Origin of the sequence: Janthinobacterium sp. PSPC3-1, from assembly GCF_049896105.1 — a bacterium.
Taxonomy (GTDB): domain Bacteria; phylum Pseudomonadota; class Gammaproteobacteria; order Burkholderiales; family Burkholderiaceae_D; genus Janthinobacterium.
Genome location: NZ_JAFCTQ010000032.1, coordinates 34,789 through 59,245 on the forward strand (window position 1 = coordinate 34,789; position 24,457 = coordinate 59,245).

General features: G+C 64.6%; 29 protein-coding genes. 22 read left to right on the forward strand and 7 right to left on the reverse strand.

The window, feature by feature from the left end:
- Positions 1–6 precede the first annotated feature (6 nt).
- On the forward strand, positions 7–318 hold the full coding sequence (locus ACP7B7_RS24800; RefSeq protein ID WP_426078487.1) for a MerR family transcriptional regulator: 312 nt from the start codon (positions 7–9) through the stop codon (positions 316–318).
- On the opposite strand, the gene ACP7B7_RS24805 is transcribed toward ACP7B7_RS24800, so the two are convergent.
- Positions 319–549: a hypothetical protein gene (locus ACP7B7_RS24805; RefSeq protein WP_426078488.1), complete on the reverse strand. Its 231-nt coding sequence runs from the start codon at positions 547–549 to the stop codon at positions 319–321. It lies immediately after the preceding gene.
- Positions 550–600: 51 nt separating this feature from the next.
- On the reverse strand, positions 601–1,518 hold the full coding sequence (locus ACP7B7_RS24810) for a LysR family transcriptional regulator (RefSeq protein WP_308922635.1): 918 nt from the start codon (positions 1,516–1,518) through the stop codon (positions 601–603).
- 127 nt (positions 1,519–1,645) lie between these two features.
- On the opposite strand from ACP7B7_RS24810, the gene ACP7B7_RS24815 reads away from it, so the two are divergent.
- A complete protein-coding gene (locus ACP7B7_RS24815) occupies positions 1,646–2,251 on the forward strand; it encodes an FMN-dependent NADH-azoreductase (protein WP_308922634.1) in 606 nt (201 codons plus the stop codon).
- A gap of 244 nt (positions 2,252–2,495) precedes the next feature.
- A complete protein-coding gene (locus ACP7B7_RS24820; RefSeq protein WP_308922633.1) occupies positions 2,496–2,750 on the forward strand; it encodes a hypothetical protein in 255 nt (84 codons plus the stop codon).
- Here the strand turns inward: ACP7B7_RS24820 and ACP7B7_RS24825 are convergent, their stop codons facing one another.
- Complete coding sequence (locus ACP7B7_RS24825; RefSeq protein ID WP_308922632.1) at positions 2,751–2,987, reverse strand: TIGR02450 family Trp-rich protein; 237 nt, start codon at positions 2,985–2,987, stop codon at positions 2,751–2,753.
- A gap of 72 nt (positions 2,988–3,059) precedes the next feature.
- Here ACP7B7_RS24825 and ACP7B7_RS24830 point away from each other — a divergent pair, with 72 nt between their 5' ends.
- Both ACP7B7_RS24830 and pncB read left to right on the forward strand, forming a co-directional pair.
- Complete coding sequence (locus ACP7B7_RS24830; RefSeq protein WP_308922631.1) at positions 3,060–3,923, forward strand: cysteine hydrolase; 864 nt, start codon at positions 3,060–3,062, stop codon at positions 3,921–3,923.
- Positions 3,924–4,001: 78 nt separating this feature from the next.
- On the forward strand, positions 4,002–5,192 hold the full coding sequence (pncB, locus tag ACP7B7_RS24835) for a nicotinate phosphoribosyltransferase (RefSeq protein ID WP_308922630.1): 1,191 nt from the start codon (positions 4,002–4,004) through the stop codon (positions 5,190–5,192).
- Between the two features lie 6 nt (positions 5,193–5,198).
- Here pncB and ACP7B7_RS24840 read toward each other — a convergent pair whose 3' ends face one another.
- Complete coding sequence (locus ACP7B7_RS24840) at positions 5,199–5,498, reverse strand: antibiotic biosynthesis monooxygenase family protein (RefSeq protein ID WP_308922629.1); 300 nt, start codon at positions 5,496–5,498, stop codon at positions 5,199–5,201.
- Positions 5,499–5,710: 212 nt separating this feature from the next.
- Here ACP7B7_RS24840 and ACP7B7_RS24845 point away from each other — a divergent pair, with 212 nt between their 5' ends.
- The 4 genes from ACP7B7_RS24845 (at position 5,711) to ACP7B7_RS24860 (ending at position 9,112) form a co-directional block, all read left to right on the forward strand.
- Positions 5,711–6,292 carry a DJ-1/PfpI family protein gene (locus tag ACP7B7_RS24845; protein ID WP_308922628.1) on the forward strand — a complete coding sequence of 194 codons (582 nt, stop codon included), beginning with the start codon at positions 5,711–5,713 and terminating at the stop codon, positions 6,290–6,292.
- Between the two features lie 57 nt (positions 6,293–6,349).
- Positions 6,350–7,597, forward strand: a complete 1,248-nt coding sequence (locus ACP7B7_RS24850) for a GAF domain-containing sensor histidine kinase (RefSeq protein WP_308922627.1) — start codon at positions 6,350–6,352, stop codon at positions 7,595–7,597.
- Positions 7,598–7,621: 24 nt separating this feature from the next.
- Positions 7,622–8,281, forward strand: a complete 660-nt coding sequence (locus tag ACP7B7_RS24855; RefSeq protein WP_308922626.1) for a response regulator — start codon at positions 7,622–7,624, stop codon at positions 8,279–8,281.
- Positions 8,282–8,416: 135 nt separating this feature from the next.
- Complete coding sequence (locus ACP7B7_RS24860; protein ID WP_308922625.1) at positions 8,417–9,112, forward strand: Crp/Fnr family transcriptional regulator; 696 nt, start codon at positions 8,417–8,419, stop codon at positions 9,110–9,112.
- 9 nt (positions 9,113–9,121) lie between these two features.
- On the opposite strand, the gene ACP7B7_RS24865 is transcribed toward ACP7B7_RS24860, so the two are convergent.
- On the reverse strand, positions 9,122–10,321 hold the full coding sequence (locus tag ACP7B7_RS24865) for an MFS transporter (RefSeq protein ID WP_426078489.1): 1,200 nt from the start codon (positions 10,319–10,321) through the stop codon (positions 9,122–9,124).
- 95 nt (positions 10,322–10,416) lie between these two features.
- Between ACP7B7_RS24865 and ACP7B7_RS24870 the strand changes: the two genes are divergently transcribed.
- From ACP7B7_RS24870 to ACP7B7_RS24895, 6 genes are all read left to right on the forward strand, one after another.
- Positions 10,417–10,866, forward strand: a complete 450-nt coding sequence (locus ACP7B7_RS24870; protein WP_308922623.1) for a winged helix-turn-helix transcriptional regulator — start codon at positions 10,417–10,419, stop codon at positions 10,864–10,866.
- The gene (locus tag ACP7B7_RS24875) at positions 10,863–12,074 is read left to right on the forward strand and encodes a D-amino acid dehydrogenase (RefSeq protein ID WP_426078490.1); all 1,212 of its coding nucleotides are present in this window, start codon (positions 10,863–10,865) and stop codon (positions 12,072–12,074) included. The genes ACP7B7_RS24870 and ACP7B7_RS24875 overlap by 4 nt, the downstream gene beginning before the upstream one ends.
- A 1-nt stretch (position 12,075) precedes the next feature.
- Positions 12,076–13,041, forward strand: a complete 966-nt coding sequence (locus ACP7B7_RS24880) for a GlxA family transcriptional regulator (protein WP_426078491.1) — start codon at positions 12,076–12,078, stop codon at positions 13,039–13,041.
- A gap of 134 nt (positions 13,042–13,175) precedes the next feature.
- Entirely contained in the window at positions 13,176–13,859 is a 684-nt protein-coding gene (locus tag ACP7B7_RS24885; protein WP_426078492.1) for a M24 family metallopeptidase, read from the forward strand.
- Positions 13,860–13,987: 128 nt separating this feature from the next.
- Positions 13,988–14,971, forward strand: coding sequence for a saccharopine dehydrogenase NADP-binding domain-containing protein (locus ACP7B7_RS24890; protein WP_426078493.1), 984 nt, complete (start codon positions 13,988–13,990; stop codon positions 14,969–14,971).
- A 10-nt stretch (positions 14,972–14,981) separates the two neighbouring features.
- On the forward strand, positions 14,982–15,308 hold the full coding sequence (locus ACP7B7_RS24895) for a nuclear transport factor 2 family protein (protein WP_426078494.1): 327 nt from the start codon (positions 14,982–14,984) through the stop codon (positions 15,306–15,308).
- A gap of 42 nt (positions 15,309–15,350) precedes the next feature.
- Here ACP7B7_RS24895 and ACP7B7_RS24900 read toward each other — a convergent pair whose 3' ends face one another.
- Positions 15,351–16,430 carry a hypothetical protein gene (locus tag ACP7B7_RS24900; protein ID WP_426078495.1) on the reverse strand — a complete coding sequence of 360 codons (1,080 nt, stop codon included), beginning with the start codon at positions 16,428–16,430 and terminating at the stop codon, positions 15,351–15,353.
- A 56-nt stretch (positions 16,431–16,486) separates the two neighbouring features.
- Positions 16,487–17,509: a MerR family transcriptional regulator gene (locus tag ACP7B7_RS24905; RefSeq protein ID WP_426078496.1), complete on the reverse strand. Its 1,023-nt coding sequence runs from the start codon at positions 17,507–17,509 to the stop codon at positions 16,487–16,489.
- Positions 17,510–17,849: 340 nt separating this feature from the next.
- On the opposite strand from ACP7B7_RS24905, the gene ACP7B7_RS24910 reads away from it, so the two are divergent.
- The 7 genes from ACP7B7_RS24910 to ACP7B7_RS24940 all read left to right on the forward strand — a co-directional run bounded on the left by ACP7B7_RS24910 (position 17,850) and on the right by ACP7B7_RS24940 (position 24,453).
- Positions 17,850–18,860, forward strand: a complete 1,011-nt coding sequence (locus tag ACP7B7_RS24910) for a zinc-binding alcohol dehydrogenase family protein (RefSeq protein WP_308925820.1) — start codon at positions 17,850–17,852, stop codon at positions 18,858–18,860.
- Position 18,861: 1 nt separating this feature from the next.
- Positions 18,862–20,013: a mannitol dehydrogenase family protein gene (locus ACP7B7_RS24915; RefSeq protein ID WP_426078497.1), complete on the forward strand. Its 1,152-nt coding sequence runs from the start codon at positions 18,862–18,864 to the stop codon at positions 20,011–20,013.
- A 93-nt stretch (positions 20,014–20,106) separates the two neighbouring features.
- The gene (locus ACP7B7_RS24920; RefSeq protein ID WP_308922614.1) at positions 20,107–21,018 is read left to right on the forward strand and encodes a GntR family transcriptional regulator; all 912 of its coding nucleotides are present in this window, start codon (positions 20,107–20,109) and stop codon (positions 21,016–21,018) included.
- A 25-nt stretch (positions 21,019–21,043) separates the two neighbouring features.
- Positions 21,044–21,379: a UxaA family hydrolase gene (locus tag ACP7B7_RS24925; protein WP_426078498.1), complete on the forward strand. Its 336-nt coding sequence runs from the start codon at positions 21,044–21,046 to the stop codon at positions 21,377–21,379.
- A complete protein-coding gene (locus ACP7B7_RS24930; protein ID WP_426078499.1) occupies positions 21,376–22,599 on the forward strand; it encodes a UxaA family hydrolase in 1,224 nt (407 codons plus the stop codon). The genes ACP7B7_RS24925 and ACP7B7_RS24930 overlap by 4 nt, the downstream gene beginning before the upstream one ends.
- A gap of 10 nt (positions 22,600–22,609) precedes the next feature.
- On the forward strand, positions 22,610–23,626 hold the full coding sequence (locus tag ACP7B7_RS24935; RefSeq protein WP_426078500.1) for an aldo/keto reductase: 1,017 nt from the start codon (positions 22,610–22,612) through the stop codon (positions 23,624–23,626).
- A complete protein-coding gene (locus tag ACP7B7_RS24940; RefSeq protein ID WP_426078501.1) occupies positions 23,623–24,453 on the forward strand; it encodes an amidohydrolase family protein in 831 nt (276 codons plus the stop codon). The genes ACP7B7_RS24935 and ACP7B7_RS24940 overlap by 4 nt, the downstream gene beginning before the upstream one ends.
- Positions 24,454–24,457: the final 4 nt, after the last annotated feature.

The following is a 24,457-nucleotide window of genomic DNA, read 5'->3' on the forward strand; positions in this document are numbered from 1 at the left end:
AACCTCATGACAAACAATGTGATCGGCGTACTGCTGGAAGACTCGGCCCTGAGCCTGGAAGAACTGGCGCGCGCCTGCGCCGTGGAACCCGAGTGGGTGGTGCAGCGCGTGCAGACGGGGGTGCTGCTGCATGGCGGCCCGCCGCCCGTGCAGGCCACCGGCTGGCGCTTTACCAGCATCGACCTGGCGCGTGCGCGCCATCTGCGCGAAATCGAATCGGTATTCGACGCCAATGCCGACCTGGCGGCGCTGGTGGTCGACCTGTCGGAAGAAGTGGCGCGCCTGCGGCGGCGCCTGCATGTGCTGGGCGTCGAATAGCTATTCGTCGGTTTCGCCGTGCCGCTGCACGGTGACGCGCGCGATATAGAACTGGCCGTCGATCACCACGCGGTGCGGGATGCCGGCGATATCGAAGCCGGGCCCGCCGTCTTCCATCCATTCCTGCGCCACGCTGTCGAACTGCCGCGGCGTCATGCGCAGCATCGGCGCCGTGATGACAAAGCGCGCCCCGGGTTTTTGCTTGTTGACGAAATCGTCGATGCCGGCCATGGTGATTCCTTGTTGAGGTGAGTGCCGCATCATACCGCTGGCTGCGCCGTCTTAAAACCCCCGTTCCAGCAACAGCGGCAACTGCTCCGCAAACCGCTCCATCAGCCACTTGCCCGCCTGTCCCGGCGGCGTGTCGGCGCGCTGTATCAGGTAGATCGGATAATCCTCGCCGCTGTCGACCGACAAATGCAGCGGCACCAGGCGGCCGGCGGCCAGGTCCTCGCGCACCATGGATTCGGGCATATTGCCCCAGCCCAGGCCCGCGCGCAGCAGAGCGTGCTTGGAGCCGAGGTCGCCCAGGCGCCAGTTGCGCAGGCCCAGCACGCCGAAATCCTGGCCCGCGGTCAGGCTGCTATGGTCGCTGAGCACCAGCTGCACGTGTTCGCGCGCCACCGCCGGCAGGATCGGTCCCGCCATCTGCGCCAGCGCATGCGCCGGCGCGGCCACCGGGATCAGGCGCACATAGCCCACCGCCAGACGCTCGAAGGCGTCGGCGCTGGACGACATCCAGCCGCCCACGCCCAGGTGGCAGCTGCCGTCCATCACCAGCTGCGTGACCATGCCCATGCCCTCGATGCGCAGGCGCAGGGCGACGGTGGGAAACTGCGCCTGGAATGCTTCCAGCATGCGCACCAGCACGCAGGTGGGAAACATCACATCGACCACCACCGACACTTCCGCTTCCAGCCCGCCGGCCAGCGCCTTGGCGCGCGCACGCATGGCGTCCACCTTCAGCGCCACCGTGCGCGCATCGGCCAGCAGGGCCTTGCCGGCGTCGGTCAGGGTCGGTTTGCGCTTGCTGCGGTCGAGCAATACCACATTGAGCTGCTCTTCCAGGTTGGCGATGGTGTAGCTGATCACCGATTGCGTGCGGTGCAGCTGGCGCGCCGCATGGGCGAAGCCGCCCGCGTCGATCACGGCGACAAATACCCGCAACTGGTCCAGCGATGGTTGGCCCGGCTCTCTCATGACTGATCCACATCCATAAAATCGATAATAAGAATAGAAATTTACACGGTTTCATCGATAGTAGATGCGGACTAAGATAAGTGCAAGCGCAGCAGCGCATCCCGTCACCGTTTTAAAGGAATTCATCATGGCAAACGTACTCCACATCAATAGCAGTGTGCGCAACAACGGTTCCTTGTCGCGCCAGTTGTCGGGCGAACTGGTCGCCAAGCTGGCCGCGCAAGGCAACACCATCGTCACGCGCGACCTGGCTGCGCAGCCGGTGCCGCACCTGACCGAAGAGATGATGGGCGCCTTCTTCACGCCGGCCGAGCAGCGCAGCGCGCAAGCGGCGGCCACCGTGCAAATCTCCGACACCCTGGTCGACGAGCTGCTGGCCGCCGATATCCTGGTGCTGGCCGCGCCGATGTACAATTTTTCCGTGCCATCGACCGTCAAGGCGTGGATCGACCACGTGGCGCGCGCTGGCCGCACCTTCCAGTACACGGCCACCGGCCCGGTCGGCCTGGCCACCGGCAAGAAAGCCTATATCTTCACTGCCAGCGGCGGCGTGTACAGCGAAGGCGCGGGCGCCGCGTATGACTACCTGAGCACCTATTTGCGCACGGCGCTGGGCTTTATCGGCATTACCGACATCACCTTCGTGCAAGCCGAAGGCGTGGCGCTGGGCGAAGAAGCGGTGGCCGCCACCCTGGCCAAAGGCCGCGGCACGATCGAAGCGCTGGCCGCCTGATTCCGCATTTCCCTTGTCTCCCCCTTGCGGCGCCGTGATCACGGCGCCGTTTTTCTTTTGTGCCGCCTGTTCTGGCGGCTGTTTTGCATTTCACGTCATGAGATCAAGTAAATGCACATTCGTGCCGTGCAACCCCTTTGCTGCGCCGCAAAAGTGATATATTTTATATACCCTTGATTTTCCGTAAATTTCCTGCGTGAGCGCGACCGGAATTAATCCATCTTTCTTTTATGGAGCAAACCTCGTGCCGATCAAATATGTTGGTTGTTATGAAATTGATTACACCGCCGAACGCTTGCGTGGCTGCGGTACCTGGGGCGCATATGTCGCCATCTTCACGCAGTCGCCCAATCCCATGCACCGCTACAATGTGACGAGCAAGCAGCGGGTCAGGGCCGATCACCTGTTTGCCACCGAAGCGGAAGCGCAGGAGCAGGCGGCGGACGCGGCGCAGACGCTGGTCGAGTCGCGCCAGCGCAGGTATGTCACCGGCGCCTGATCACACCCAGCCTTGGCGCCACACGCTGGCGTCCCGCAGCGCGCGCCACGGCAGGATCTGCACGCGCTGCGTATGCACGGCCTGCAGCTGCACGTGCGTCACTGGTGCGTCAGGCGACTCCGGCTCGACCACCTTGATGACGATAAAATGCTTTTCCTTGTCGAGGGGCGCGGCGGCCGTCCATTTGCTGTGCAGCAGCTTGTTGGCGTTCAGGGGATTGCGGGCTGGCAGCTTCATCGGCGGGCGTGCGTTGGCGTGGTGGCGAAGTTGCCATTATCATGGACATTCCCGCCACGCACGAGGATCGCCATGAAACGCCAGCTGCACCTGCTCATTATCGACCCGCAAAACGATTTTTGCGACTTGCCCGCCGAGTCGCTGCCCAGCGGCTTTGCGCCCAGCCTGCCCGTCACGGGCGCGCACCAGGACATGCTGCGCGTGGCGCAGTTGATCCGCGACGGCGGCGCCGGCCTCACGCAGATCAGCGTCACGCTCGACGCCCACCACCACTACGATATCGCCCACCCGACCTTCTGGCGCACGGGTGATGGCGGCGCGGTTGCCCCGTTTACCCAGATCAGCGCGCAGCAGCTGCGCGAGGGGGCCTTTGTGCCCGCCGCGGCCGGCGCCTTGCCGCGCGCCCAGCACTATCTCGACGCGCTGGAAAGCGCCGGGCGCTACCAGCTGATGGTGTGGCCCGTGCATTGCGAGATCGGTTCCTGGGGCCAGAATATCCATGGCGCCGTGCGCGCCGCCTACAACGCGTGGGAAGCGGCGCAGCTGCAAGTGGTGGCCAAGCTGTCCAAGGGCTCCAACCCGTGGACCGAGCATTATTCGGCCGTGATGGCCGAAGTGCCCGACCCGCAGGACCCCGCCACCCAGCTCAACATTCCTTTTCTCGACAGCCTGGTGTCGGCCGACCGGATTTATATTTGCGGCGAGGCCGGCAGCCATTGCGTGAAAGCCAGCACCGAACATATCGCCGATTATCTGCAGGCGCAGCAGGGCAGGGAAGCGCTGGCGAAGCTGGTGCTGCTGACCGACTGCATGAGCCCGGTTACCGGCTTTGAAGCGCAGCAGGAAGCGTTTATTGCTGCGATGCTGGCGCGCGGCGCGCGGCTGGCGACGTCCACGGAAATCCTGCCCGAGCTGTTGGCCAACCAGGCGGCCTGAGCGGCCGCGCAAGCGCACGCAACCGAAATCGCGGCAAAGGCGTACTATTCTGGCTACAGTAAAGTGGAGAAACCCTACATGACCCCGATAGTACGCAGTTTGCTGGAAACCGATCTGTACAAATTCACGATGTGGCAAGCCTTGCTGCATGGTCATCCGAACACCCATACCGAATACGAATTCGTTTGCAGGAATACCCCGGCCTTTCCGCTGGCCGAACTGAAACAGGAAGTCGAAGAGCAGCTCGATCACCTGTGCTCGATGTCGTTTGCCGACGACGAGCTGGCCTACCTGCGCACCCTGCGCTTCATGAAAAGCGACTTTGTCGACTTCCTGACGGTGTTCCGCTTCCAGCGCAAATTCATCGACGTCAGCACCGAAGGCGACCAGCTGGTCGTGCATGCGGCCGGTCCGCAAGTGCATGTGATGGGCTTTGAAATCTTCGTGCTGTACATCGTCAACGAGCTGTATTTCCGCCGCTTCAATCTCGATGACGCACTGACCGAAGGGCGCGCGCGCCTGAGCGCCAAGGTGGCGGCGCTGAAGGAATTCGGCAAAGTGCCGCGCCGCAAGCACCCGTTCGAGTTTTCCGACTTCGGCGTGCGCCGCCGCTTTTCCGGCGCCTGGCACGACGAAGTGGTGCAGCGCCTGGCGCGCGAAGTGCCCGAGTATTTCAAGGGCACCTCGAACGTCTACCTGGCCAAGCAGCTGGGCATCGTGCCGATCGGCACCATGGCGCATGAATACATGCAGTCGTTCCAGTCGTTTGGCGTGCGCCTGCGCGACTTTCAAAAGGCCGCGCTCGAGGACTGGGTCCAGGAATACCGTGGCGACCTGGGCATCGCCCTGACCGACGTGGTCGGCATGGACGCTTTCCTGGCCGACTTCGACCTGTATTTCGCCAAACTGTTCGACGGCCTGCGCCACGATTCGGGCGACCCGGTCGAATGGGGCGAAAAAGCGCTGGCCCATTACGCCGCCCTGCGCATCGACGCCAATACCAAGCGCCTGGTGTTTTCCGACGGCCTGGACCTGGAAAAAGCCATCGCGCTGTACCAGCACTTTGCCGACCGCATCATGACGGGCTTCGGCATCGGCACCAACCTCACCAACGATGTGGGTTTGACACCGCTCAATATCGTCATGAAGCTGGTGCGCTGTAATGGCCAGTCGGTGGCGAAATTGTCGGACTCGCCGGGCAAGACGCTGTGCAAGGACGAAACGTTTTTAGCCTACCTGCGGCAGGTGTTTCACCATCCTGCCGTTTGAGTTTCTTTAAAAGCCCGTCACGACAGTTTCCATATGTTCGACCTGTGGTGGCGCGGCAAAGAATTCGCCGACCAGCGCGCGCCAGGACTGGAACGCCTCGCTGCCGCGGAAATGCACGGTATGGTCTTCCAGGGTGGTCCAGCCCACCACCAGGCGATAGGCATCCGTATTCTCGATCGAGCGTTCCAGGCGCATCGACTCGCAGCCCTGCGCGCCCTGGAACAGCGGCACGGCCTGGGTGACGGCCGCTTCGAAGGCGGCGTGGCTGCCGGTCTTGACCTGGATATGGGCAATTTCAAAAATCATGGCGTTTCCACTGAAAGATTGAGGGAGCTCGATGGTGCCATAACTTGCCGCCCTTTGCGCGGGCAGGGCGGCGACTGCCTGTTGTGCAGTGCAATGTAATTGTTTGATAATGTCGGGAAAAGACAGGCAAGCGGCCTTGATCGCAGTAAGATATGGGCAGGCGCACGTTTGTGGTGCATGGTTTATTGACGATTTTTTCATGGGAGAAGCAAATGGCAGCGAAAAAAATTCTGTTTTTGACCGGCGACTTTGCAGAAGATTATGAAACGATGGTGCCTTTCCAGGCCCTGCTGATGCTGGGCCACACCGTGCACGCCGTCTGTCCCGGCAAGAAAAGCGGCGACACCATCAAGACGGCCATCCACGATTTCGAGGGCGACCAGACCTACACCGAAAAGCCGGGCCACCTGTTTGCGCTCAACGCCAGCTTCGACGAAGTGTCGCCAGCCGACTACGACGCGCTGATGATCGCCGGCGGACGCGCGCCCGAATACCTGCGCCTGAACGACAAGGTCATCGCCTGCGTGCGCCATTTTGCCGAAGCCGGCAAGCCGGTGGCCGCCGTCTGCCACGGCGCGCAGTTGCTGGCCGCCGCCGATGTGATCCGCGGCAAGCGCATTTCCGCCTATCCGGCCTGCGCGCCGGAAGTCAAGCTGGCCGGTGGCGAGTATGCCGACATCGCCGTCACCGATGCGGTGACGGACGGCCAGTTCGTCACGGCGCCGGCCTGGCCCGCGCATCCGGCCTGGCTGGCGCAGTTCGTCAAGCTGCTCGGCACCGAGATCCGCCTGTAATGTTGTGCGTCCCGCCGTGCCGCCACGCCGGGACTTTTTGGAAGAGTCGATTCTGTCATGCATGTGCCGCGTAGCCATCCCACCCGCAAACAATTGCCCGCCTCGCGCTGGCGCCAGCGCCGCCAGGCGCAGCTGCCGGCCGGCCTGAGCGCCGCGCAGGAGCGGCAGCTGGCGACCTTGCAGGATATCTCCACCTTGCTGGCGGGCCAGCACGCCATCGATGAACTGTGCCGCGGCTTCCTGCGCCATGTGATGGATTTTTCCAGCGCCGTGGGCGGCACCGTGCGCATCCTCGATCCGCTCAACGATACGGTGCATATCGTCGTCCATGAAGGCATCTCGGACGCGATGATCGAGGAAGAGCACTGCATGCGCAACAACGACTGCCTGTGCGGCGCGGCGGTGGCGCAGGGCGTGATCCAGATCCGCGACTTTCGCAAGGTGAATTTGCTCAATCTGGACGCGCCGGAGCGCTTCCGCTGCCACGAAGAAGGCTTCAGCGCGATCGCCGTGTTTCCCATCGTGGTGCGCGAGAAGCCGATCGGCAGTTTTTCCCTGCACTTTGTGAAAACCACCGTGCTGGGAGAGCAGCAGCATGGCTGGCTGGCAACCCTGGGTCACAGCCTGGGCATCGCGATCGACAACCAGCGCCTGATCGCGCGCGAAAAAGAATTTGCCATCGCGCGCGAACGCAGCCTGCTGGCCGAAGGCCTGCACGACAGCATCGCGCAAAGCCTCAATTTCATCAGCCTGCAAGTGCAGATGCTCGACGATTCGGTGCGCCGCGGCGAGCTCGGTGAAGCGGCCGAAGTGCTGCCGCTGATGCGCATGGGGGTCGAGCAGAGCTACCAGGATGTGCGTGAATTGCTGGTCAATTTCCGCACGCGCTGGCATGGCAGCGATCTGGAAGGCAAGCTGGCCGAAGTGCTCGACAAGTTCGAACTGCAGACCGGGATTGCCAGCGCCTTGCTCATGACGGGCAATGGCGCGCCGCTGGCGCCGGAACAGCAGTTGCAGGTGCTGTTCATCGTGCAGGAAGCGCTGTCGAATATCCGCAAGCATGCGCAAGCGGGCGCGGTGCAGGTGACGGTCGACAACGGCCGCGATTTTTTGCTGCAGGTGCGCGACGACGGCAACGGCTTTGCGGCCAACCTGCGCGACCAGAAAACCGAGGTGCAGATCGGCCTGCGCATCATGCAGGAACGGGCCGAGCGGCTCGGCGCCCGGTTTGCCATCGACAGCACGCCAGGGGAAGGCACGACGATCTCGCTGGCCTTGCCGGAAGCACGGCGCCAGACCGCCTAACAGATAACCAGGTAACTCATTACAGTGAACGAATCAATCAACGCACCCATCACCATCCTGCTGGTCGACGACCATACCTTGCTGCGCAGCGGGGTCAAGCTGCTGTTGCAGCGCAATCCGCAATTCCAGGTGGTGGGCGAGGCCGCCAACGGACTCGATGGCGTGGCGCTGGCGGGCCAGCTGCAGCCCGACGTGGTGCTGATGGACCTGAACATGCCCGGCCTGTCCGGCGTGGAAGCGCTGCAGCAGATCCTGCTCGAGTGGCCCGAGATGGTGGTGCTGATGCTGACGGTGTCCGAAAACGCGGCCGACCTGGGCGCGGCCCTGCGCGCGGGCGCGCGCGGCTACCTGCTGAAAAACATCGAGGCCGAGCAGCTGGGCCAGGCGATACTGCGCGCCGCCGCCGGCGAATCCGTGATCGCCGACGCCATGACGGCCAAGCTGGTGTCGCAGTTCCGCAGCGGGCAAAGCGCGCCCGAAGCCGACTATGACAAGCTCACGCCGCGCGAACGCGAAGCGATGGCCTGCCTGGCGCAAGGGATGAGCAACAAGGAAATCGCGCGCCAGCTGGACGTGGCCGAAAGCACCGTCAAGATCCACGTGCAAAATATCCTGAAAAAGCTCAAGCTGAGCAGCCGCGTGCAGATCGCCGTATATGCGGTGGAACGCAACCTGGGCAAGTAAAACCGCCGGCCAACCTTGGAAAAATTGATCTGCATGCCGCTTTTGGCTAGTTGGCCCCTACTCCCTTTGACGTATGGTCTTGACGCTGCCCTCCCATTACACTTAGTTATTCGCCAATCAAATGAAGAGAGTGTCATGCATAAGGTCAACGTCGACGGCTTGTTGTCGAGCCAAGCTCTGTTTCGCCATATTTCCCCTTCGCAGCTGGAACAATTGCGCCAGGATGTGGTGCGTGTCGAAGTGGAAAAAGGCAAGGTCCTGTTCCGCAAGGGAGAAGTGGCGGAAGGCGCTTACGTGGTCGTCTTCGGCCTGGTCAAGCTGAGCGTGTTTTCGATGGAAGGCACCGACAAGGTCCTCGAACTGATCCGCCCTGGCCAGAGCTTCGGCGAAGCCATGATCTTCCTCGACGAACCCTATCCTTTCTGCGCCGAAGCGCTGGAACACTGCCTGTTGCTGCGCATTCCGCCACACGCGCTGCTGCGCCTGCTGGACCAGTCGCCGCGCATCGCGCGCCAGATGATGAACAGCCTGTCGCATCACCTGATGGGTTTCATCCGCAATGTCGAACGCTGCTCGGTGCAGAACGCCACCCAGCGCGTGGTCGAGTACCTGCTGCAGGCGTCGGACCAGCAGCGCTCGAACGAAGTCAAGCTGGACCTGAAAAAGAGCCTGCTGGCGTCGTTCCTGAACCTGGCGCCGGCCACCCTGTCGCGCGTGCTGCACCAGCTGACCGACCTGCATCTGATCAAGGTCAGCGGCTCGCTGATCCAGATCCAGCCCGATGCGCTGAAAACCTACCGTCATGGTTCCACCACGGCGCTGCTGAATTAAGTCTTTGTTTCAGGCTTGTTCAGCCGGCAAGGTCCACCGCCAGAACAGCAGGGCAAGCAAGCTGACCGCCGCGCCCAGCGCGCACACTCCATGCCAGCCCGCCAGCGCATACACGCTGGTGGCGGCAATCGCACCCAGTCCACTCCCCACCGCATAAAACAGCATATAGCAGGCCACCAGCCGGCTGTGCGCATCGCTGTCGTCCTTGAAGATCAGGCTCTGATTGGTGACGTGAATCGCCTGGCCCGCCAGGTCCAGCGCGATAATGCCGACGATCAAAGGCCACAACGCGCTGCCGGCAAACGCCAGCGGCAGCCACGACACGAGCAGCAGCAACAGCGCCGCGCCAGTAGTCCATTGCGCGCGGCCACGGTCGGCCAGCGCTCCCGCGCGCGCCGCGCCCAGCGCTCCCGCCACGCCCACCAGCCCGAAGGCGCCGATGGCCGTATGGCTGTAGCCTTGCGCGCTCAAGGGAAATACCAGCGCGCTCCAGAAAATATTGAACACCGCAAACAGCAGCAGCGCCAGCACGCCGCGCACTTGCAGCACACGATTGGTTTTCAGCAGATCCAGCATCGACGCCAGCAGGGCGCCATAGCTCAGCCGTTTCATGACGGGAGCAGGCGGCGGCAGCATGCGCCACAGCAGCAACAGCAAGGCCAGCGACAGCACGGCGGACAGCAGATACACGGCGCGCCAGCCGGCCAGGTCCGTCACCACGCCCGACAAGGTGCGCGCCAGCAGCAGGCCGATCACCACGCCGCCCTGGGCCGTGCCGACCACGCGGCCCCGTTCATGCCTGGGCGCGACGCTGGCCGCATAGGCGATCAGCCCCTGCGTCATGGCCGTGCCCAGCAAGCCCGCCAGCAGCATGCCGGCCAGCAGGGCGGCGGTCGAGGTGGCGCAGGCCAGCGCCGCCAGGCTGGCGCCCAGCAGCACCAGCTGGACCAGGGTCAGCCTGCGCCGGTTCAGCATGTCGCCCAGCGGCACCACCAGCAGCAGCGCCAGCGCGCAGCCGGTCTGCGTGGCCGTGATCACCATGCCGCTGCCCGCATCCGTCATGCCGAACTCGTGCGCCAAGGTCGCCAGCAACGGCTGGGCGTAGTAGACATTGGCCACGCACAGGCCGGCCGCCGCGGCAAACAGCCAGACCAGGGAGGGCGCCAATGCAGGTGCCAAGGTAGCGGCGGGAGGAGATGTATCGCGCATCGTGATTCCTTCAACTAAGTGGTTTTAAATTAAAACCAGTTGGAGTTTATGCTGACAAGTTTTAAAATGCAACTACTCATTCCTGGAGACCCCTGATGGCCAAGCGCAAGAGTTTGCGGTCCGATCCCTGCCCGGTGGCGCGCGCGCTCGATGTGGTCGGCGAGCGCTGGGCGCTGCTGATCGTGCGCGACGCCTTCGACGGCATGCGCCGCTTCGGCGAATTTCAAAAGAGCCTGGGCGTGGCGCGCAATATCCTGGCCGACCGCCTGCAGGGGCTGGTGGAAGAGGGCATCTTTACCATCGCGCCCGCGTCGGACGGCACCGCCTACCAGGAATATGTGCTCACGCCCAGGGGCTTGGCGCTGTTCCCGGTGGTGGTGGGCTTGCGCCAGTGGAGCGAAGCACAGCTGTTCGCTCCCGGCGAAGCCCATTCGAGCCTGCTGGAAAAGCACGGCGGCGCGGCGCTGCCAACCATGCAGGTCGTCAGCAAAGATGGCAGGGTGCTGCAAGCGAGCGACACGCAGGTGCGCAAGGTGCGGCCATGACGAAAGTGGCCGTGATCGGCGGCGGCATCACGGGCGTGACCACCGCCTATGCGCTGGCCAAACGGGGCGTGGACGTGACCCTGATCGAGCGGCACCGCTATGCGGCCATGGAAACCTCGTTCGCCAATGGCGGCCAGTTGTCGGCCTCGCACGCGGAAGTGTGGAACCACAAATACACGATCCTGAACGCCCTGAAATGGATGGCCAGGCGCGACGCGCCGCTGCTGCTGCACCCGCGTCCCGGCTGGCACAAGCTGTCGTGGTTTGCCGAATTTTTGGCCGCCATGCCGCACTACGAGCGCAATACCATCGCCACCGCGCGCATGGCGATCGACGCGCGCGAACATTTGTTTGCATGGGCGGCCGACGAGGCCATCGATTTCGATCACCGCCGCGCCGGCATCCTGCACGTCTATCGCGAGCGCGCCGGTTTCGAGCGCGCGGCCGGCGTGTCGCGGCTGCTGGCAAAAGGCGGCCTGCTGCGCCGTGCCGTCACGTTTGAAGAAATGCGCGCCATCGAACCCGCGCTGGCCGGGGAATTCTTTGGCGGCTACTACACCGACAGCGATTCCACCGGCGACATCCACAAGTTCACCTCGGGCCTCGCCGACGCCTGCGCGCGCCGTGGCGTGGCCTGCCGGTACGGCCAGTCCATCACCTCCCTGAAGCGTGAAAACGGCCGGGTGCGCGTCACCACCGATGCCGACAGCAGCGTGTTCGATGCGACCGTGATCTGCGCCGGCACCGCCAGCCGCGCCATGGCCGCCATGCTGGGCGACCATGTGAATGTGTATCCCGTCAAAGGTTATTCCATCACCGTGCACCTGGACGATGCGGCCAGCCGCGCGGGGGCGCCCAGCGTCAGCCTGCTCGACGACGCCACCAAACTGGTGAGCAGCCGCCTGGGGGCAGACCGGCTGCGCGTGGCCGGCACGGCCGAATTCAATGGCGAAAACCGCGATATCCGCGCCGACCGCGTGGCGCCTTTGCTGCGCTGGGTCGAGCGGCATTTCCCGCAGGTGAGCACGCGCAGGGTGGTGCCCTGGGCCGGCCTGCGCCCGATGCTGCCGGCCATGCTGCCGAAGGTGGGCGTGGGCCGGGCGCCGGGCGTGTTCTACAACACGGGACACGGCCACCTGGGCTGGACCCTGGCGGCGGCGACGGCCGAAATGGTCGGCGACGCCGTACTGGCGTCGGCGAAGCGCTAGCATGCCGACCGTCGCCATCCTGATCTTTCCGGGCGTGCAGGCGCTCGACGTGACCGGGCCGATGGACGTGTTTGCCGAAGCGAACAGTTTTTTGCCACCCGAACGGCAGTACAGCATCGAGGTATTGGGCACGCAGGATGGCCTGATGCGCTGCTCGAACGGCTTGCCGCTGGCCGCGCACCGTCATTATGCGCAGGCCCTGGATGCCCATGAACTGTTGCTGGTGGCCGGCGGACCGGGCCTGCCCGCGCAGCCCCGGGACGCGGCCCTGAGCGACTGGCTGGCGCAGGCGGCGGCCAAGGCACGGCGCCATGGCTCGATCTGCAATGGCGCTTTCCTGCTTGGCCATGCGGGCCTGCTCGACGGTAAAAAAGTGGCCACCCACTGGAACGACGCGGCCGCGCTGGCGTCCTGTTTCCCGCTGGCGCGGGTCGATGCGGACAGCCTGTACCTGCATGATGGAACATTGGTCAGTTCGGCCGGCGTGACGGCCGGCATCGACCTGTCGCTGTCCTTGCTGGCCATCGATGGCGGCGCCGCGCTGGCGCTGCAGGTGGCGCGCCGGCTGGTGGTCTACACCCAGCGCCAGGGCGGCCAGTCGCAATTCAGTCCCTGGCTCACGCCGATGCCGGACGCGGCCTCGCCGGTGGCGCAGGCGCGCCAGTATGTGCTTGATCACCTGGCGGACGATCTCAGCGTGGACACCCTGGCCCGGCAGGTGGCCATGAGCGCGCGCAATTTCGCCCGTGTCTTCGTGCGCGAGCTGGGCGTGACGCCGGCGCACTTTATCGAAAGCGCCAGGCTGGACGCGGCGCGCGCGCTGCTGGAGGCTTCCGATGAACCGTTGAAGACCATCGCCTGGCGCTGCGGCCTGGGCAGCGCCGACCAGCTGCGCACGGTGTTCCGGCGCCGCCTGGGCGTGTCCGCCACGCAGTACCGCCTGAATTTTTCCAGCCGCGGCGCCTGACGCGGCGCGATGGCCGGAATGCGCGGTAGGCTGTCCGGAAAGCGCGCCAGCCGGCACCCCATGGCAGGGGCGTGCAAACCTATACTTTCCTTGCAGGCGCGCCACCGTGGCAGCGCCGCTGACAAGGATCAACAATGGAAGACATCGTCCTGGCCGCCGAACGAGTCGGCCCCGCCTTTACGGAAGACGGCATGCTGCTGGCGCGCCGCAAGACCCGCGAGGCCATCGCCGCCATCGCCGCGCGCGTCGAACCCGGCATGGTCGAGGAAGACGCCGTCGCCATGGCCAAACAAGTACTGGCCGACATGGGCCTGGCGCTGAGCTGGCACCCCACGCGCGTGCGCTTTGGCGCGAACACCACCAAGGCCATGAAGCGCGCGTCCGAGCCTGGCGTGATCCTCAAGGAAAACGACATCTTCTTTATCGATATCGCCCCGCGCGTGCAAGCCTGGGAGGGTGATGGCGGCGCCACGTTTACGGTGGGTCAGGGTGCTGACCACGCCCGCTGCGCGCGCGACGCCGAAGCGCTGTTCCATGCCGTACGCGCAATCTGGCAGCGAGAGCGCCTGACCGGCCAGGCCTTGTATGCCTGGGCGGAAGAAGAAGCACGCAAGCTGGGCTGGGAACTGAACTTCGACCTGGGCGGCCACCGCGTGTCGGATTTTCCCCACGCGACCATTTACGCCGGCGCGCTGGCGGAGCTGAAAACGACACCGTCAGCCATGCGCTGGATACTGGAAATCCATCTGCGCCATCCGACCCTGTCGTATGGGGCCTTCTTTGAAGACATGCTGCTCGATGACTGTTTTTACGCGTAGTTCCGGCACCGTCAGCGAACCAGGCCTGCAATGCAAAAGCAGGAACAGGCAGGTTTCAGGCAGGATCGGGTGGGTGCGCCGCAGGCGCCAGTCCTATCATCGTCCTCACTGAACATACCGGAAGCTATATGAAAAAACTGATGATCTATGGCGCGACGGGCTATACCGGCCGCATGGCGGCGCAGCACGCCGCGGCAGCGGGTACGCCGCTGATACTCGCCGGGCGCAATGAGGCTGGGCTGGCATCGCTGGCCGCCAGCCTGGGTGTGGAATACCGGGTCTTTTCGCTCGACGACCAGGCCGCGATCGAGCGCTCGCTGCATGGCGTCGCCGTTCTCCTCAACTGCGCGGGGCCGTTTGCCAGCACCGCCGGTATCCTGATGCGTGCCAGCATCCGCCATGGCGTGCATTATCTCGACGTCGCCGCGGAACTGGACGGCTATCGCCTGGCCGAATCGCTCGGCGCCGACGCCATGGCCGCAGGGGTGATGCTGTTGCCGGGCAGCGGCGGCAGCGTCGCCATGCTCGGCTGCCTGGCCGGCCACACCGTGGCGCGCACCAGCCATCCGGCCAGCATCCGGGTGGCCATGCATGTCACCGGTGGCCTGTCGCGCGGTTCGGCCGTCAGCGCCATGGCCAGCGTCACCGCTGAAACCCTGGCGCGCGCCTATGGGGCGCTGGTCGCGCAAGCGCCCGGAGCGATCCGGCAGCTGGACTTTGGCAAGGGGCCCGTTGACTGCTTCCAGGTGACGCTGCCCGATCTCGTCACGATCTGGCGCGCCACCGGCGTGCCTGGCATCGAAGCATATGTCCACGTGACCGGCGAGGGCTTTCCACAAGGCGACCTGTCGGCGCTGCCGGACGGCCCCGATGAACAGGAACGGCTGGCCAACCGCTACCAGGCCGTGGCCGAGGTCACCAGTTCTGACGGCGCCGTCGTGCGCTCGGTACTCGATACGGTCAATGGTTACACGTTCACGGCGACCGCCGCCGCCGAGGCGGGCCGGCGCGTGCTGGCCGGCGAACATCGCCCGGGCTTCCAGACACCTGCCATGTTGTTCGGTAACGGCTTTGCCGAGACCATCGCCGACACCACCATTGTCGATATCTGAGGAGGGGAACATGGAACAGCTCGTCGATGCCTTTATCCAGCGCGCGAACGCCTTCGACGTCGACGGCGTGCTGGCCCTGTTTGAAGCCGATGCGGTCATCGACGATGTGTCGGTGGGAGACGCCTTTGCCGGCGCCGACGGCATACGCCGCTATATCGAGCGGTTTTTCGTGGGCTATCACACCAGCACCAGGCTGCTGTCGCTGGAGCGGCTGGACGATGCCGCCGCCATCGCCCGCGTCGATTTCACCGGTGACTTCGGCCACGAGACCGGCATGCTCAGGATACGCACCGGCGCCGCCGGGCTGATCGTGCGCATCGACGCGGACCTGGACTGAAGCCTGGACTGAAGCCCGGACTGAAAACCACGGCACAGCGCTCTATGGCATGGAGTCGCCGAGCGCGGCGCGTCCCTGCGGCGTGAGGAACGGCGCCACCTTCGCATACGGCACCTTGAAATCCTGCTCGCAGCCACTGCCATAGGCTTCTTCCCAGAAGCGCACGCCCGTGTCCGTCAGGCTCAGGTGGTAGTAGCCGTGGCCCTGGTAATCGCCCTTGCACTCCTGGTCGATCGCCGCGCCCTTGAACAGCATGGTTTTCAGCTTGGCCGGCAGGGCGCTCATGTCGTGGCTGCCGGCGTCCGATTTGCCGCCGAACCATTGCCACACATCGACCTCCTTGCCCGTCTGCAGATCCCAGGTGCGGAACTGGTTGCTGATGCCATTGCGGCCCATGCCGGCGGCCCAGCGGTAAAAGCTGACCGTCACATGGCGCGCGGACCAGAAGGTCGGTTCCGCATGCACCTCGTCTTCCATCACGCGGCCATCCATGCCGAGAAAATTGCGGCGCTGCTCGAAGTACTCGGCCAGGTCCGCCTTGTTTTTCGGCAGGAGCGCGCGCAGCTGGCGATTGACGCTGGCGATTGCAGGCGCGGTTGGCGTGAGCAGTTCGACCGTCACCTGGTCGGCAAGGCGCAGGCTGCGGAAGGTGCGGTCCTTGCGGTCCTTGAACAGCATGGCGCGGCTGGTGACCAACCTGGGAAAATCCTCCAGCGCGGCGTTGTAGGCGCTGCTGGCGCAGGGCTGCTCCTCGCCGGCCGGCGGGCGTACCAGCCGCAGCTGGAGCGGCAGGGTCTTGCCGTTTTTGGGATGGCGCCAGGTGCCGGCCAGCTGGCCGTCCTTTGCCGGCGCCAGTTGCCAGCTGCCAGTCTTGTCGTCGCCATCCGTCACCTCCACCCACGGCGTCTCGCCCCTGGTCTGCAGCAGGCCGATCGGCGTCTTGTGGCGCGCGTAGTAGTAATTGCCCCGGTTGTCGAATTTGCTGGGCAGGTTGAAGCAGGCGGTGATTTCGGTGTTCCCCAGCTTGCCCTGCCAGACGCCGGCCAGCTGGCCGTTGTCGGCAGGTGTGCCTGCCTGCGCCAGTGCGGGCAGGCAGGCCAGTAAAAATGTCAGTCGGCGCATCGCTTGTTCCATCGAAGAAGATGGGGGATTCTACAATGGCCGCACCGACTTGTTCCTTACTCTTGCGCCACCCTGGCCATCGCCGGCGCCAGGTAGGCTATCATCTGCGGCGTGACAAAGCTGCCTTGCAGCAGACGCCGTTCCTGCTGGTGCGCCTGGCGAAATTTCAGCTGCGTGGCGGGGTCCTTGCCCGCATACGACTGGAACAGCTCACGCCATTGCCGCGCCAGTGCCAGCACCGCCGGATCGTCGGCCGGCGTATGGCTGTCGATGGCCGCGCGCACGGCGGCGATCAATTCCGGCCATTCGCCGGACCGCTTGCCGTAGTTGGCCTGCAAATACGCGTATTCGGCGTCGTCGAGAAAAGGGCGGTACAGCGCGATGCGCGAGGCGCCAAACGCCCCCGTCACGAACCGCATCAGTTCCGCATCGATGCCGGTTCTGGCCTGCATGCCCGGCTCCTGCCCGTGCATGGTATTCAAGCGCGCAAACAGGCCGGGGTGGGCGCTGGTGTCACGCACCAGCTTGACCATCCATTCGGTGCCCAGCGACTGCGCGTCAAGCGAGGTGGATGCCGCACCCGCATCCATCAGCGCCCGCACGCGCGACACCAGCACCTGCCATTCCTGTTCCACTGCCGTGTCGGACAGCATCGGCATTTGCCGCACCTCTTCCTGCGTAAAGTATTTGTCGATCATGTTCATCTGCTCCATCGTGGTCAGCCATTCGGCCAGTTCCGGTTCCTGTCCCTGTTCCAGCTGCGCTTGCAGCACCAGCAGGCGCGTGCGCAGGCGGCTTGCCTGCGCCAGTTGCTGGTCCAGCATGGCGATCTGCCTGGCCACGATGCCGGAGAGGGGCAGGTCGGACCTGGCCAGTGAGTTTGCGATCTCGGCCAGCGACAGCCCGAACCGGCGCAGCGCCATGATCCGGTGCAGCCGGTCCATGTCGCCATGCTGGTACAGGCGGTAGCCAGCCTGCGTGCGCGCCGAAGGCGAGAGCAGGCCGATGCTGTCGTAGTGGTGCAGGGTGCGCACGGTCAGGCCGGTCAGCCTGGCCAGCTCGCCTATTTTCAACAGCATCGTCTTCTCCTGGTCTTCGTTGCGTATATCCACGATGGCGCCTGACGCTACGTCAGGGTCAAGCAGGAATGTAGCAGAGGACGAAAAAAAACTGCAAAAAAGAATCCGTTGACCTTCATTTTTTTGTACGGTATATTTATAAAACCGAACAACGGCTGCAGTACGACAGGCGCGTTCGGGCCACATGGCATTACGGAACAATCGTTGTGCGGCGCAGCAAGAAGCGCCATCGGCAGGACTGGAAAGACAATCCGCGCAGACGGATTTTTTTCACAGTTGGTTTGTACGTTAAATATAATATGCCACCGGCAACGACCGGATGGCGAGAGAGACGACCATGATGAAAAGTATCGTTTGCGATACGCCGGGCAGCTTGCGCATGGAGCAGCGGCCCGTGCCTGTCCCCGCCGGCGACGAAGTACTGGTACGCATACGCCGCATCGGCATCTGCGGCACCGACATGCATATCTTCCGCGGCACCCAGCCCTTCCTCAGCTATCCGCGCGTGATGGGCCATGAATTGTCCGGCCATATTGAAAGCGCGCCAGCTGGTTCGCGCCTCGCCGCCGGCGACCAGGTCTACGTGATGCCCTACCTGTCCTGCGGCACCTGCGTGGCCTGCCGCCAGGGCAAGACCAACTGCTGCACCCGCATCGAAGTGCTGGGCGTGCACCGCGACGGCGGCATGACCGAATACCTGGCGCTGCCGGAACGCTTTGTCTTCAAGACCGAAGGCATTTCGCTCGACGACGCGGCCATGATCGAGTTCCTCGCCATCGGCGCGCACGCCGTCAAGCGCGGCGCGGTCGACGCCAACAAGCGCGTGCTGGTGGTGGGCGCCGGCCCGATCGGCATGGCCGTGATGCTGTTTTCGTCCTTGAAAGGGGCCGAGGTGACGGTGCTCGATGGCCGCGCCGACCGCCTGCAGTTCTGCCGCGACGCGCTGGGCATCACGCGCACGGTGCAGCTGGGCGACGGCGACAAGGAGCAAATGTCGAACGCCACCGAGGGCGAGTTCTTTGACGTGGTATTCGACGCCACCGGCAATATCGCCGCCATGGAACGGGGGCTGGAATTCGTCGCCCACGGCGGATCGTATGTACTGGTGTCCATCGTGCGCGACCGCCTGTCGTTTTCCGACCCCGAATTCCACAAGCGCGAAACCACCTTGCTGGGCAGCCGCAACGCCACCGTCGATGATTTCGAGGAAGTGGTGGCGGCCATGAAGGCGGGCAAAGTACCGACCGCGCTGCTCAATACGCACCGCACCACGCTCGACGAATTCACGAACGTGCTGGAAGACTGGATGCAGCCGTCGGCGGGCGTCATCAAGGCCATCGTCGAGGTCTGAGATGACAGCTAACCCGACTCTCCAACACAATCCCATCCTGCAGTTCGGCACCAGCCGCTTCCTGCAGGCGCATGCCGACCTGTTTGTCAGCGAGGCGGCGCAAGCTAACCAGGCACTGGGCAATATCACCATCGTGCAAACGACGAACAGCGCGCAGGGCGCGGCGCGGGTGGCGGCGTTTCGCCAGGCCGGCGGCTATCCGGTGCGCATCCGCGGCTGGCAGGACGGCGCCGAAGTCGACGACGAGCGCCGCGTGCACGCCGTCACGCAAGCCTGGCAGACTGGCAGCGACTGGCCGCAAGTGCGTGCGGCGGCCGTGGCCGCGCGCGTGATCCTGTCCAATACGGGCGACACGGGCTACCAATTATCCGAATCCGACCATGCCGGCCTGCTCGATGGCGAGGTGGCGCCGCACAGCTTTCCCGCCAAGTTGCTGGTGCTGCTGCATGGCCGCTATCTGGCCGGCGCGGCGCCCATCACGATTTACCCGTGCGAACTGGTGGTCGACAATGGCACCGTGCTGCGCGAACTGCTCGTCAGTCTGGCGCGCCAGTGGCAGCTGGCCGCCGCCTTTATCGCCTACCTGGAGACGGGCTGCGTGTGGATCAATTCCCTGGTCGACCGCATCGTCTCGGAACCGATAGAGCCGATCGGCGCCGTGGCCGAACCGTATGCGCTGTGGGCCATCGAAGCGCAACCGGGCATGGTGCTGCCGTGCAGCCACCCGCAACTGGTGGTCACCGCCAGCCTGCGCGAGTACGAGCAGCGCAAGTTATTCCTGCTGAACCTGGGCCATACCTACCTGGCGCAGCTGTGGCTGGATAGGGGCAGTCCGGCGTCGATGACGGTACGGGAAGCGATGCAGGATGGCGCCATGCTGGCCGCGCTCGACGCGCTGTGGCAGGACGAAGTGCTGCCCGTGTTTGCCGCCATGGGCGCGCGCGAAGGCGAGGCCGCCGCTGCTTACCTGGAACAGGTGAAAGAACGCTTCAATAACCCCTTCCTGGCGCACCGCCTGGCCGATATCGCGCAGAACCATGGCGAGAAAATCCGCCGCCGCATGGCGCCCGTGGTGACGCTGGCGCAGCAGCTGTGCCCGACGCTGGCCCAGCCGCAGCTGCGCGCCTTGCTGGCGACGGGAGTCCAACAATGATGATCCCGTCCGCCTGCCGACCCAACCCGATATCGACTAAAATGGCCCACTCTCCCACTTTCCCTGTCGCCGACATAGCGAGCACCCCCATCCATGTCAAAACCGGCCACCGTCTTCAAGCGCAGTACCAATCTGCTGTTGCAATTTCTCGCCGAGAATGTCGCAGTGGGCGAGATGCTGCCGACGGAGCAGTTTCTGACCACCATCTGCCAGGGCAGCCGCACGGCGATCCGCAGCGCGATTGCGTATCTGTCGACGCGGCGGCTGATCAGCAGTCCGGCCGAACGGCGGCTGCTGAGGAAGCCGATACCGGGCGATTACTTCGATATCGCCGAGCTGCAATCGGGCGCGGAGCGCATCCAGCAGGTGCTGATGGAGCGCGTCTACCAGCGCGACATGCCGCCGGGCGCCGAGTTTTCGGAAGCGGAGCTGGCGCGCGAGGCGGGCGCCAGTACCGTCAGCGTGCGCGAATTCCTGATCGGTTTTTCGCGCTTCGGCCTGATCGAAAAGAAGCCGCGCGGCGGCTGGCGCCTGTGCGCCTTCGACAGATCCTTCGCCACCGAGCTGGCGGACATGCGGCGCATGTTCGAGATGGCGGCCGTGGAGCATTTTGCCCACTTGCCGCACGGCGATCCGGCGTATGCGGAACTGGCGCGGCTGATCAAACAGCACGAGAAGCTGGCGGCCAAGATCGACACGCGCCACAATGCCTTTCCGGCGCTGGACCGCGAGTTCCACACCTTTTTGATCGGCCTGTTGAACAACCGCTTCGCGCAGGGCTTCTACGATATCGTCTCGTTCGTGTTTCACTATCACTACCAGTGGGACAAGGGCGAGGAAAAGGGCCGCAACCAGTACGCGGTGCAGGAACACCTGGCGATTTTGCGGGCCCTGGCCGAGCACGACATACCGAAGGCGCTCGAGTGCATGAAGTCGCACCTCAATTCCTCGCGCAGCACCATGCTGTCGTCGATCGGCACGCGCGAAAAACTGACGCAGTCGTAAGCATCAATGCCGGGGAGGGCGCGCAATGAGCCACGCTACTCCAGTCTCCAGCCTGCTGCTGATGTCGCCCGAGGACAACTGCATGATCGCGCGCACCGCGCTGGCCCAGGGCGATATCGTCACCATCGACGGCGTGCCGGTCACCTTGACGCAAAACATCCTGATCGGCCACAAGGTGGCGCGCCGCGCGCTGGCCGTGGGCGACAAGGTGCTGCGCTATGGCGCGCTGATCGGCAGCATCACGGCCCCCGTCGCCATCGGTGAGCATATCCATACGCACAACCTGGAAAGCGATTACATCCCCACGTTTACCCTGGGCCAGGACGGCCACCATTTCCTGGACAAGGACGCCAAACAATGAACGCTCCAACGACAACTCCCGCCTTGTCAGGTTACCTGCGCGCCGACGGCCGCAAGGGCATCCGCAATATCGTGGTGGTGGCCTATATGGTCGAATGCGCCCACCACGTGGCGCGCCTGATGGTCAACGCCTTTCCCGGCCAGCCGGTGCACCTGATCGGCTTCACGGGCTGCTTCCCGAACGAATACGCGGACCAGGTGATGCGCCGCCTGCTGACGCACCCGAACGTGGGCGCCGTGCTGCTGGTGTCGCTCGGCTGCGAAGGCTTCAACAAATATGGTTTGTCGAGCGCGGTGGCCGACAGCGACCGTCCCGTGCACACGATTACCATCCAGGAAAACAGCGGCACCCGCCCCAGCGTCGCCAGCGGGGTCGAGTGGATCAGCTGGGCGCTTGAAAATTTGGCGCATCAAGAGCGCGTGCCGATGGCCATCAATGAACTGGTGGTGGCCACCATCTGCGGCGGCTCCGACAGCACCAGCGGCATCAGCGCCAACCCGGCCGTCGGCGTGGCCTTCGATACGCTGATCGCGGCGGGCAGCCCCTGCATCTTTGAAGAGACGGGCGAACTGGTGGGCTGCGAATACCATATGCAGCGGCGCGCCGTCAGCCCGGCCCTGGGCAATGCCATCGTCGAAACCGTGGCCAAGGCCGCGCGCTACTACACCATCATGGGCCACGGCAGCTTCTCGCCGGGCAATGCAGATGGCGGCCTGACCACGCAAGAGGAAAAGTCGCTGGGCGCCTACGCCAAGAGCGGTTCCTCGCCCATCGTCGGCATATTGAAACCGGGCGACCAGCCGGCCGGCGGCGGCCTGTACCTGCTCGACGTGGTGCCGGACGGCGAGCCGCGCTTCGGCTTCCCGAACGTGTCCGACAACGCGGAGATCGTCGAACTGATTTCCTGCGGCGCCCATATCACCCTGTTTACTACCGGCCGCGGCTCGGTGGTCGGCTCGGCGATTTCGCCCGTGATCAAGGTGTGCGCCAATCCGCAAACCTTCGAGCGCCTGTCCGACGACATGGATGTCAATGCGGGCAAGATACTGACGGGCGAAGCGAGCCTGGAAGAAGTGGGCGCCGAAATCGTCGCCGCCGTGCTGGACGTGGCCAACGGCGCACCGAGCCGCTCGGAAGACCTGGGCCACCAGGAATTCGTGCTGACCTATAAACAATTCGACGCGGTGGGGCCAGGCTGTTTCCCGCTGCGCGCTGCCTGAGGACATGTTGATGGACGTTACACGACGCTTGATGCTGCCACGTGGCGGTTTATCACTTCCCTGTATCGGCATGGGCTGCGCACCGCTCGGTGGCCTGTATCAGCCCATCAGCGACGCGCAGGCTCGCAGTACCCTCGATGGCGCCTGGGATGCCGGCGTGCGCTTTTTCGACACGGCGCCCTACTATGGCTATACCCAGTCCGAACACCGCCTGGGAGCGGCGCTGCGCGAGCGGCCTCGCGACGAATTCGTGGTCAGCACCAAGGTGGGCCGGCTGCTGCGGCCCGACGCTTCCGTGCGTCCCGGCGACGACGGCTTTGCCTCGCCGCTGCCGTTCCGCCCGCAGTACGACTACACCTATGACGGCGTGCTGCGCTCGCACGAGGACAGCCTGCAGCGCCTGGGGCTGGCACGCATCGACATTCTGTTCGTGCACGATATCGGCAGTGTCACGCATGGCGAACGCGATGACCATTACTGGCGCCAGCTGACCAGCGGCGGCGGCTTTCGCGCGCTCGACCAGCTGCGCGCCAGCGGCCAGATAAAAGCCGTGGGCCTCGGCGTCAACGAATGCGAGATCGTGCTGCGCGCGATGGGTGAATTCGACCTCGACTGCACCCTGCTGGCCGGCCGCTATACCTTATTGGAGCAGGCCTCGCTGTCGCCGCTGCTGGACCTGTGCGTGGAACGCGGCAACGCCATCGTGATAGGCGGCCCGTTCAATTCGGGCGTCCTGGCAGGCAATGGCAAGTTCAATTACGCCGATGCGCCGTCCGAGATCCTGCAGCGCGTGGCGCAGCTGGACGCCATCTGCCGCGAATTCAATGTGCCTTTGCCGGCGGCCGCACTGCAGTTCCCGCTGGCCCATCCGGCCGTGGCGTCCTGCATACCCGGCGGCCAGGACCTGGCGCAGCTGCGGCAGAACCTGGACTGGTTCGCCACGCCTCTGCCCGCCGCCCTGTGGACGGCATTGCAGGGCGCGGGCCTGATCGATGCGCGCGCACCGGTGCCAAAGGGAGCCGCATGATGCGCATCGACGCCCATCAGCATTTCTGGCAGCTGGCCGCGCGCGCCGGTGGCTGGCCGCCCCCATCGCTGGCAGCGATTTATCGCGATTTTGCGCCCGCCGACCTGGCACCGCTGCTGGCCGAACATGGCGTGCAGGGCACGGTGCTGGTGCAGTCCCTGCCATCGGAAGACGATACGCAGTGGCTGCTGGCGTTGGCCGACCGCGCCGATTTTATCCGTGCCGTGGTGGGCTGGACCGATCTGCTGGCGCTTGATGCGCCGGTGGCGATTGCCCGCCTGGCGTTGCACAAGAAGCTGAAAGGCCTGCGGCCGATGCTGCAGGATCTGGACGACGACCGGTGGATCACCAACCCCGCGCTGGCGCCGGCCTTATCGGCCATGGTCGAACACGGCTTGCGTCTTGACGCGCTGGTGCTGCCGCCCCATCTGCCCGCGCTGCTGCAATGCGCGCGTGCTTGGCCGGGGCTGGCCATCGTGATCGACCATGCGGCCAAGCCGCCGATAGCCGACGCCGCCTTTGGCCAATGGCGCGAACATATGGCGCAGCTGGCCGCGCTGCCGAACGTGCATTGCAAGCTGTCGGGACTGGTGACGGAAGCCAAAGCCGATTGGACGGTCGAGGACCTGCGTCCGTATGCCGATCATGTGCTCAGTGTCTTTGGCGCGCAGCGCGTGATCTGGGGCAGCGACTGGCCCGTGGTGGACCTGGCCGGCGGCTATGGCGCCTGGCTGGACGCCAGCGTAACCTTGCTGGCGCACCTGGGGCAGCAGGACCGCAACGATATTTTCGGTCTCAATGCACGCCGCTTTTACAGTCTCGCTTAGGAAC

Excerpts from the sequence above, each read along its gene's own strand:
- ACP7B7_RS24935 (WP_426078500.1), top strand. The coding sequence starts at position 22,610 with ATGGACGTTACACGACGCTTGATGCTGCCACGTGGCGGTTTATCACTT.
- ACP7B7_RS24880 (WP_426078491.1), top strand. The coding sequence starts at position 12,076 with ATGCCGACCGTCGCCATCCTGATCTTTCCGGGCGTGCAGGCGCTCGAC.
- ACP7B7_RS24905 (WP_426078496.1), bottom strand. The coding sequence starts at position 17,509 with ATGCTGTTGAAAATAGGCGAGCTGGCCAGGCTGACCGGCCTGACCGTG.
- ACP7B7_RS24850 (WP_308922627.1), top strand. The coding sequence starts at position 6,350 with ATGCATGTGCCGCGTAGCCATCCCACCCGCAAACAATTGCCCGCCTCG.
- ACP7B7_RS24920 (WP_308922614.1), top strand. The coding sequence starts at position 20,107 with ATGTCAAAACCGGCCACCGTCTTCAAGCGCAGTACCAATCTGCTGTTG.
- ACP7B7_RS24830 (WP_308922631.1), top strand. The coding sequence starts at position 3,060 with ATGAAACGCCAGCTGCACCTGCTCATTATCGACCCGCAAAACGATTTT.
- ACP7B7_RS24825 (WP_308922632.1), bottom strand. The coding sequence starts at position 2,987 with ATGAAGCTGCCAGCCCGCAATCCCCTGAACGCCAACAAGCTGCTGCAC.
- ACP7B7_RS24915 (WP_426078497.1), top strand. The coding sequence starts at position 18,862 with ATGACAGCTAACCCGACTCTCCAACACAATCCCATCCTGCAGTTCGGC.
- ACP7B7_RS24910 (WP_308925820.1), top strand. The coding sequence starts at position 17,850 with ATGAAAAGTATCGTTTGCGATACGCCGGGCAGCTTGCGCATGGAGCAG.
- ACP7B7_RS24815 (WP_308922634.1), top strand. The coding sequence starts at position 1,646 with ATGGCAAACGTACTCCACATCAATAGCAGTGTGCGCAACAACGGTTCC.
- ACP7B7_RS24800 (WP_426078487.1), top strand. The coding sequence starts at position 7 with ATGACAAACAATGTGATCGGCGTACTGCTGGAAGACTCGGCCCTGAGC.
- ACP7B7_RS24930 (WP_426078499.1), top strand. The coding sequence starts at position 21,376 with ATGAACGCTCCAACGACAACTCCCGCCTTGTCAGGTTACCTGCGCGCC.
- ACP7B7_RS24895 (WP_426078494.1), top strand. The coding sequence starts at position 14,982 with ATGGAACAGCTCGTCGATGCCTTTATCCAGCGCGCGAACGCCTTCGAC.
- ACP7B7_RS24870 (WP_308922623.1), top strand. The coding sequence starts at position 10,417 with ATGGCCAAGCGCAAGAGTTTGCGGTCCGATCCCTGCCCGGTGGCGCGC.
- ACP7B7_RS24900 (WP_426078495.1), bottom strand. The coding sequence starts at position 16,430 with ATGCGCCGACTGACATTTTTACTGGCCTGCCTGCCCGCACTGGCGCAG.
- ACP7B7_RS24865 (WP_426078489.1), bottom strand. The coding sequence starts at position 10,321 with ATGCGCGATACATCTCCTCCCGCCGCTACCTTGGCACCTGCATTGGCG.
- ACP7B7_RS24885 (WP_426078492.1), top strand. The coding sequence starts at position 13,176 with ATGGAAGACATCGTCCTGGCCGCCGAACGAGTCGGCCCCGCCTTTACG.
- ACP7B7_RS24810 (WP_308922635.1), bottom strand. The coding sequence starts at position 1,518 with ATGAGAGAGCCGGGCCAACCATCGCTGGACCAGTTGCGGGTATTTGTC.
- ACP7B7_RS24840 (WP_308922629.1), bottom strand. The coding sequence starts at position 5,498 with ATGATTTTTGAAATTGCCCATATCCAGGTCAAGACCGGCAGCCACGCC.
- pncB (WP_308922630.1), top strand. The coding sequence starts at position 4,002 with ATGACCCCGATAGTACGCAGTTTGCTGGAAACCGATCTGTACAAATTC.
- ACP7B7_RS24845 (WP_308922628.1), top strand. The coding sequence starts at position 5,711 with ATGGCAGCGAAAAAAATTCTGTTTTTGACCGGCGACTTTGCAGAAGAT.
- ACP7B7_RS24860 (WP_308922625.1), top strand. The coding sequence starts at position 8,417 with ATGCATAAGGTCAACGTCGACGGCTTGTTGTCGAGCCAAGCTCTGTTT.
- ACP7B7_RS24805 (WP_426078488.1), bottom strand. The coding sequence starts at position 549 with ATGGCCGGCATCGACGATTTCGTCAACAAGCAAAAACCCGGGGCGCGC.
- ACP7B7_RS24925 (WP_426078498.1), top strand. The coding sequence starts at position 21,044 with ATGAGCCACGCTACTCCAGTCTCCAGCCTGCTGCTGATGTCGCCCGAG.
- ACP7B7_RS24875 (WP_426078490.1), top strand. The coding sequence starts at position 10,863 with ATGACGAAAGTGGCCGTGATCGGCGGCGGCATCACGGGCGTGACCACC.
- ACP7B7_RS24940 (WP_426078501.1), top strand. The coding sequence starts at position 23,623 with ATGATGCGCATCGACGCCCATCAGCATTTCTGGCAGCTGGCCGCGCGC.
- ACP7B7_RS24890 (WP_426078493.1), top strand. The coding sequence starts at position 13,988 with ATGAAAAAACTGATGATCTATGGCGCGACGGGCTATACCGGCCGCATG.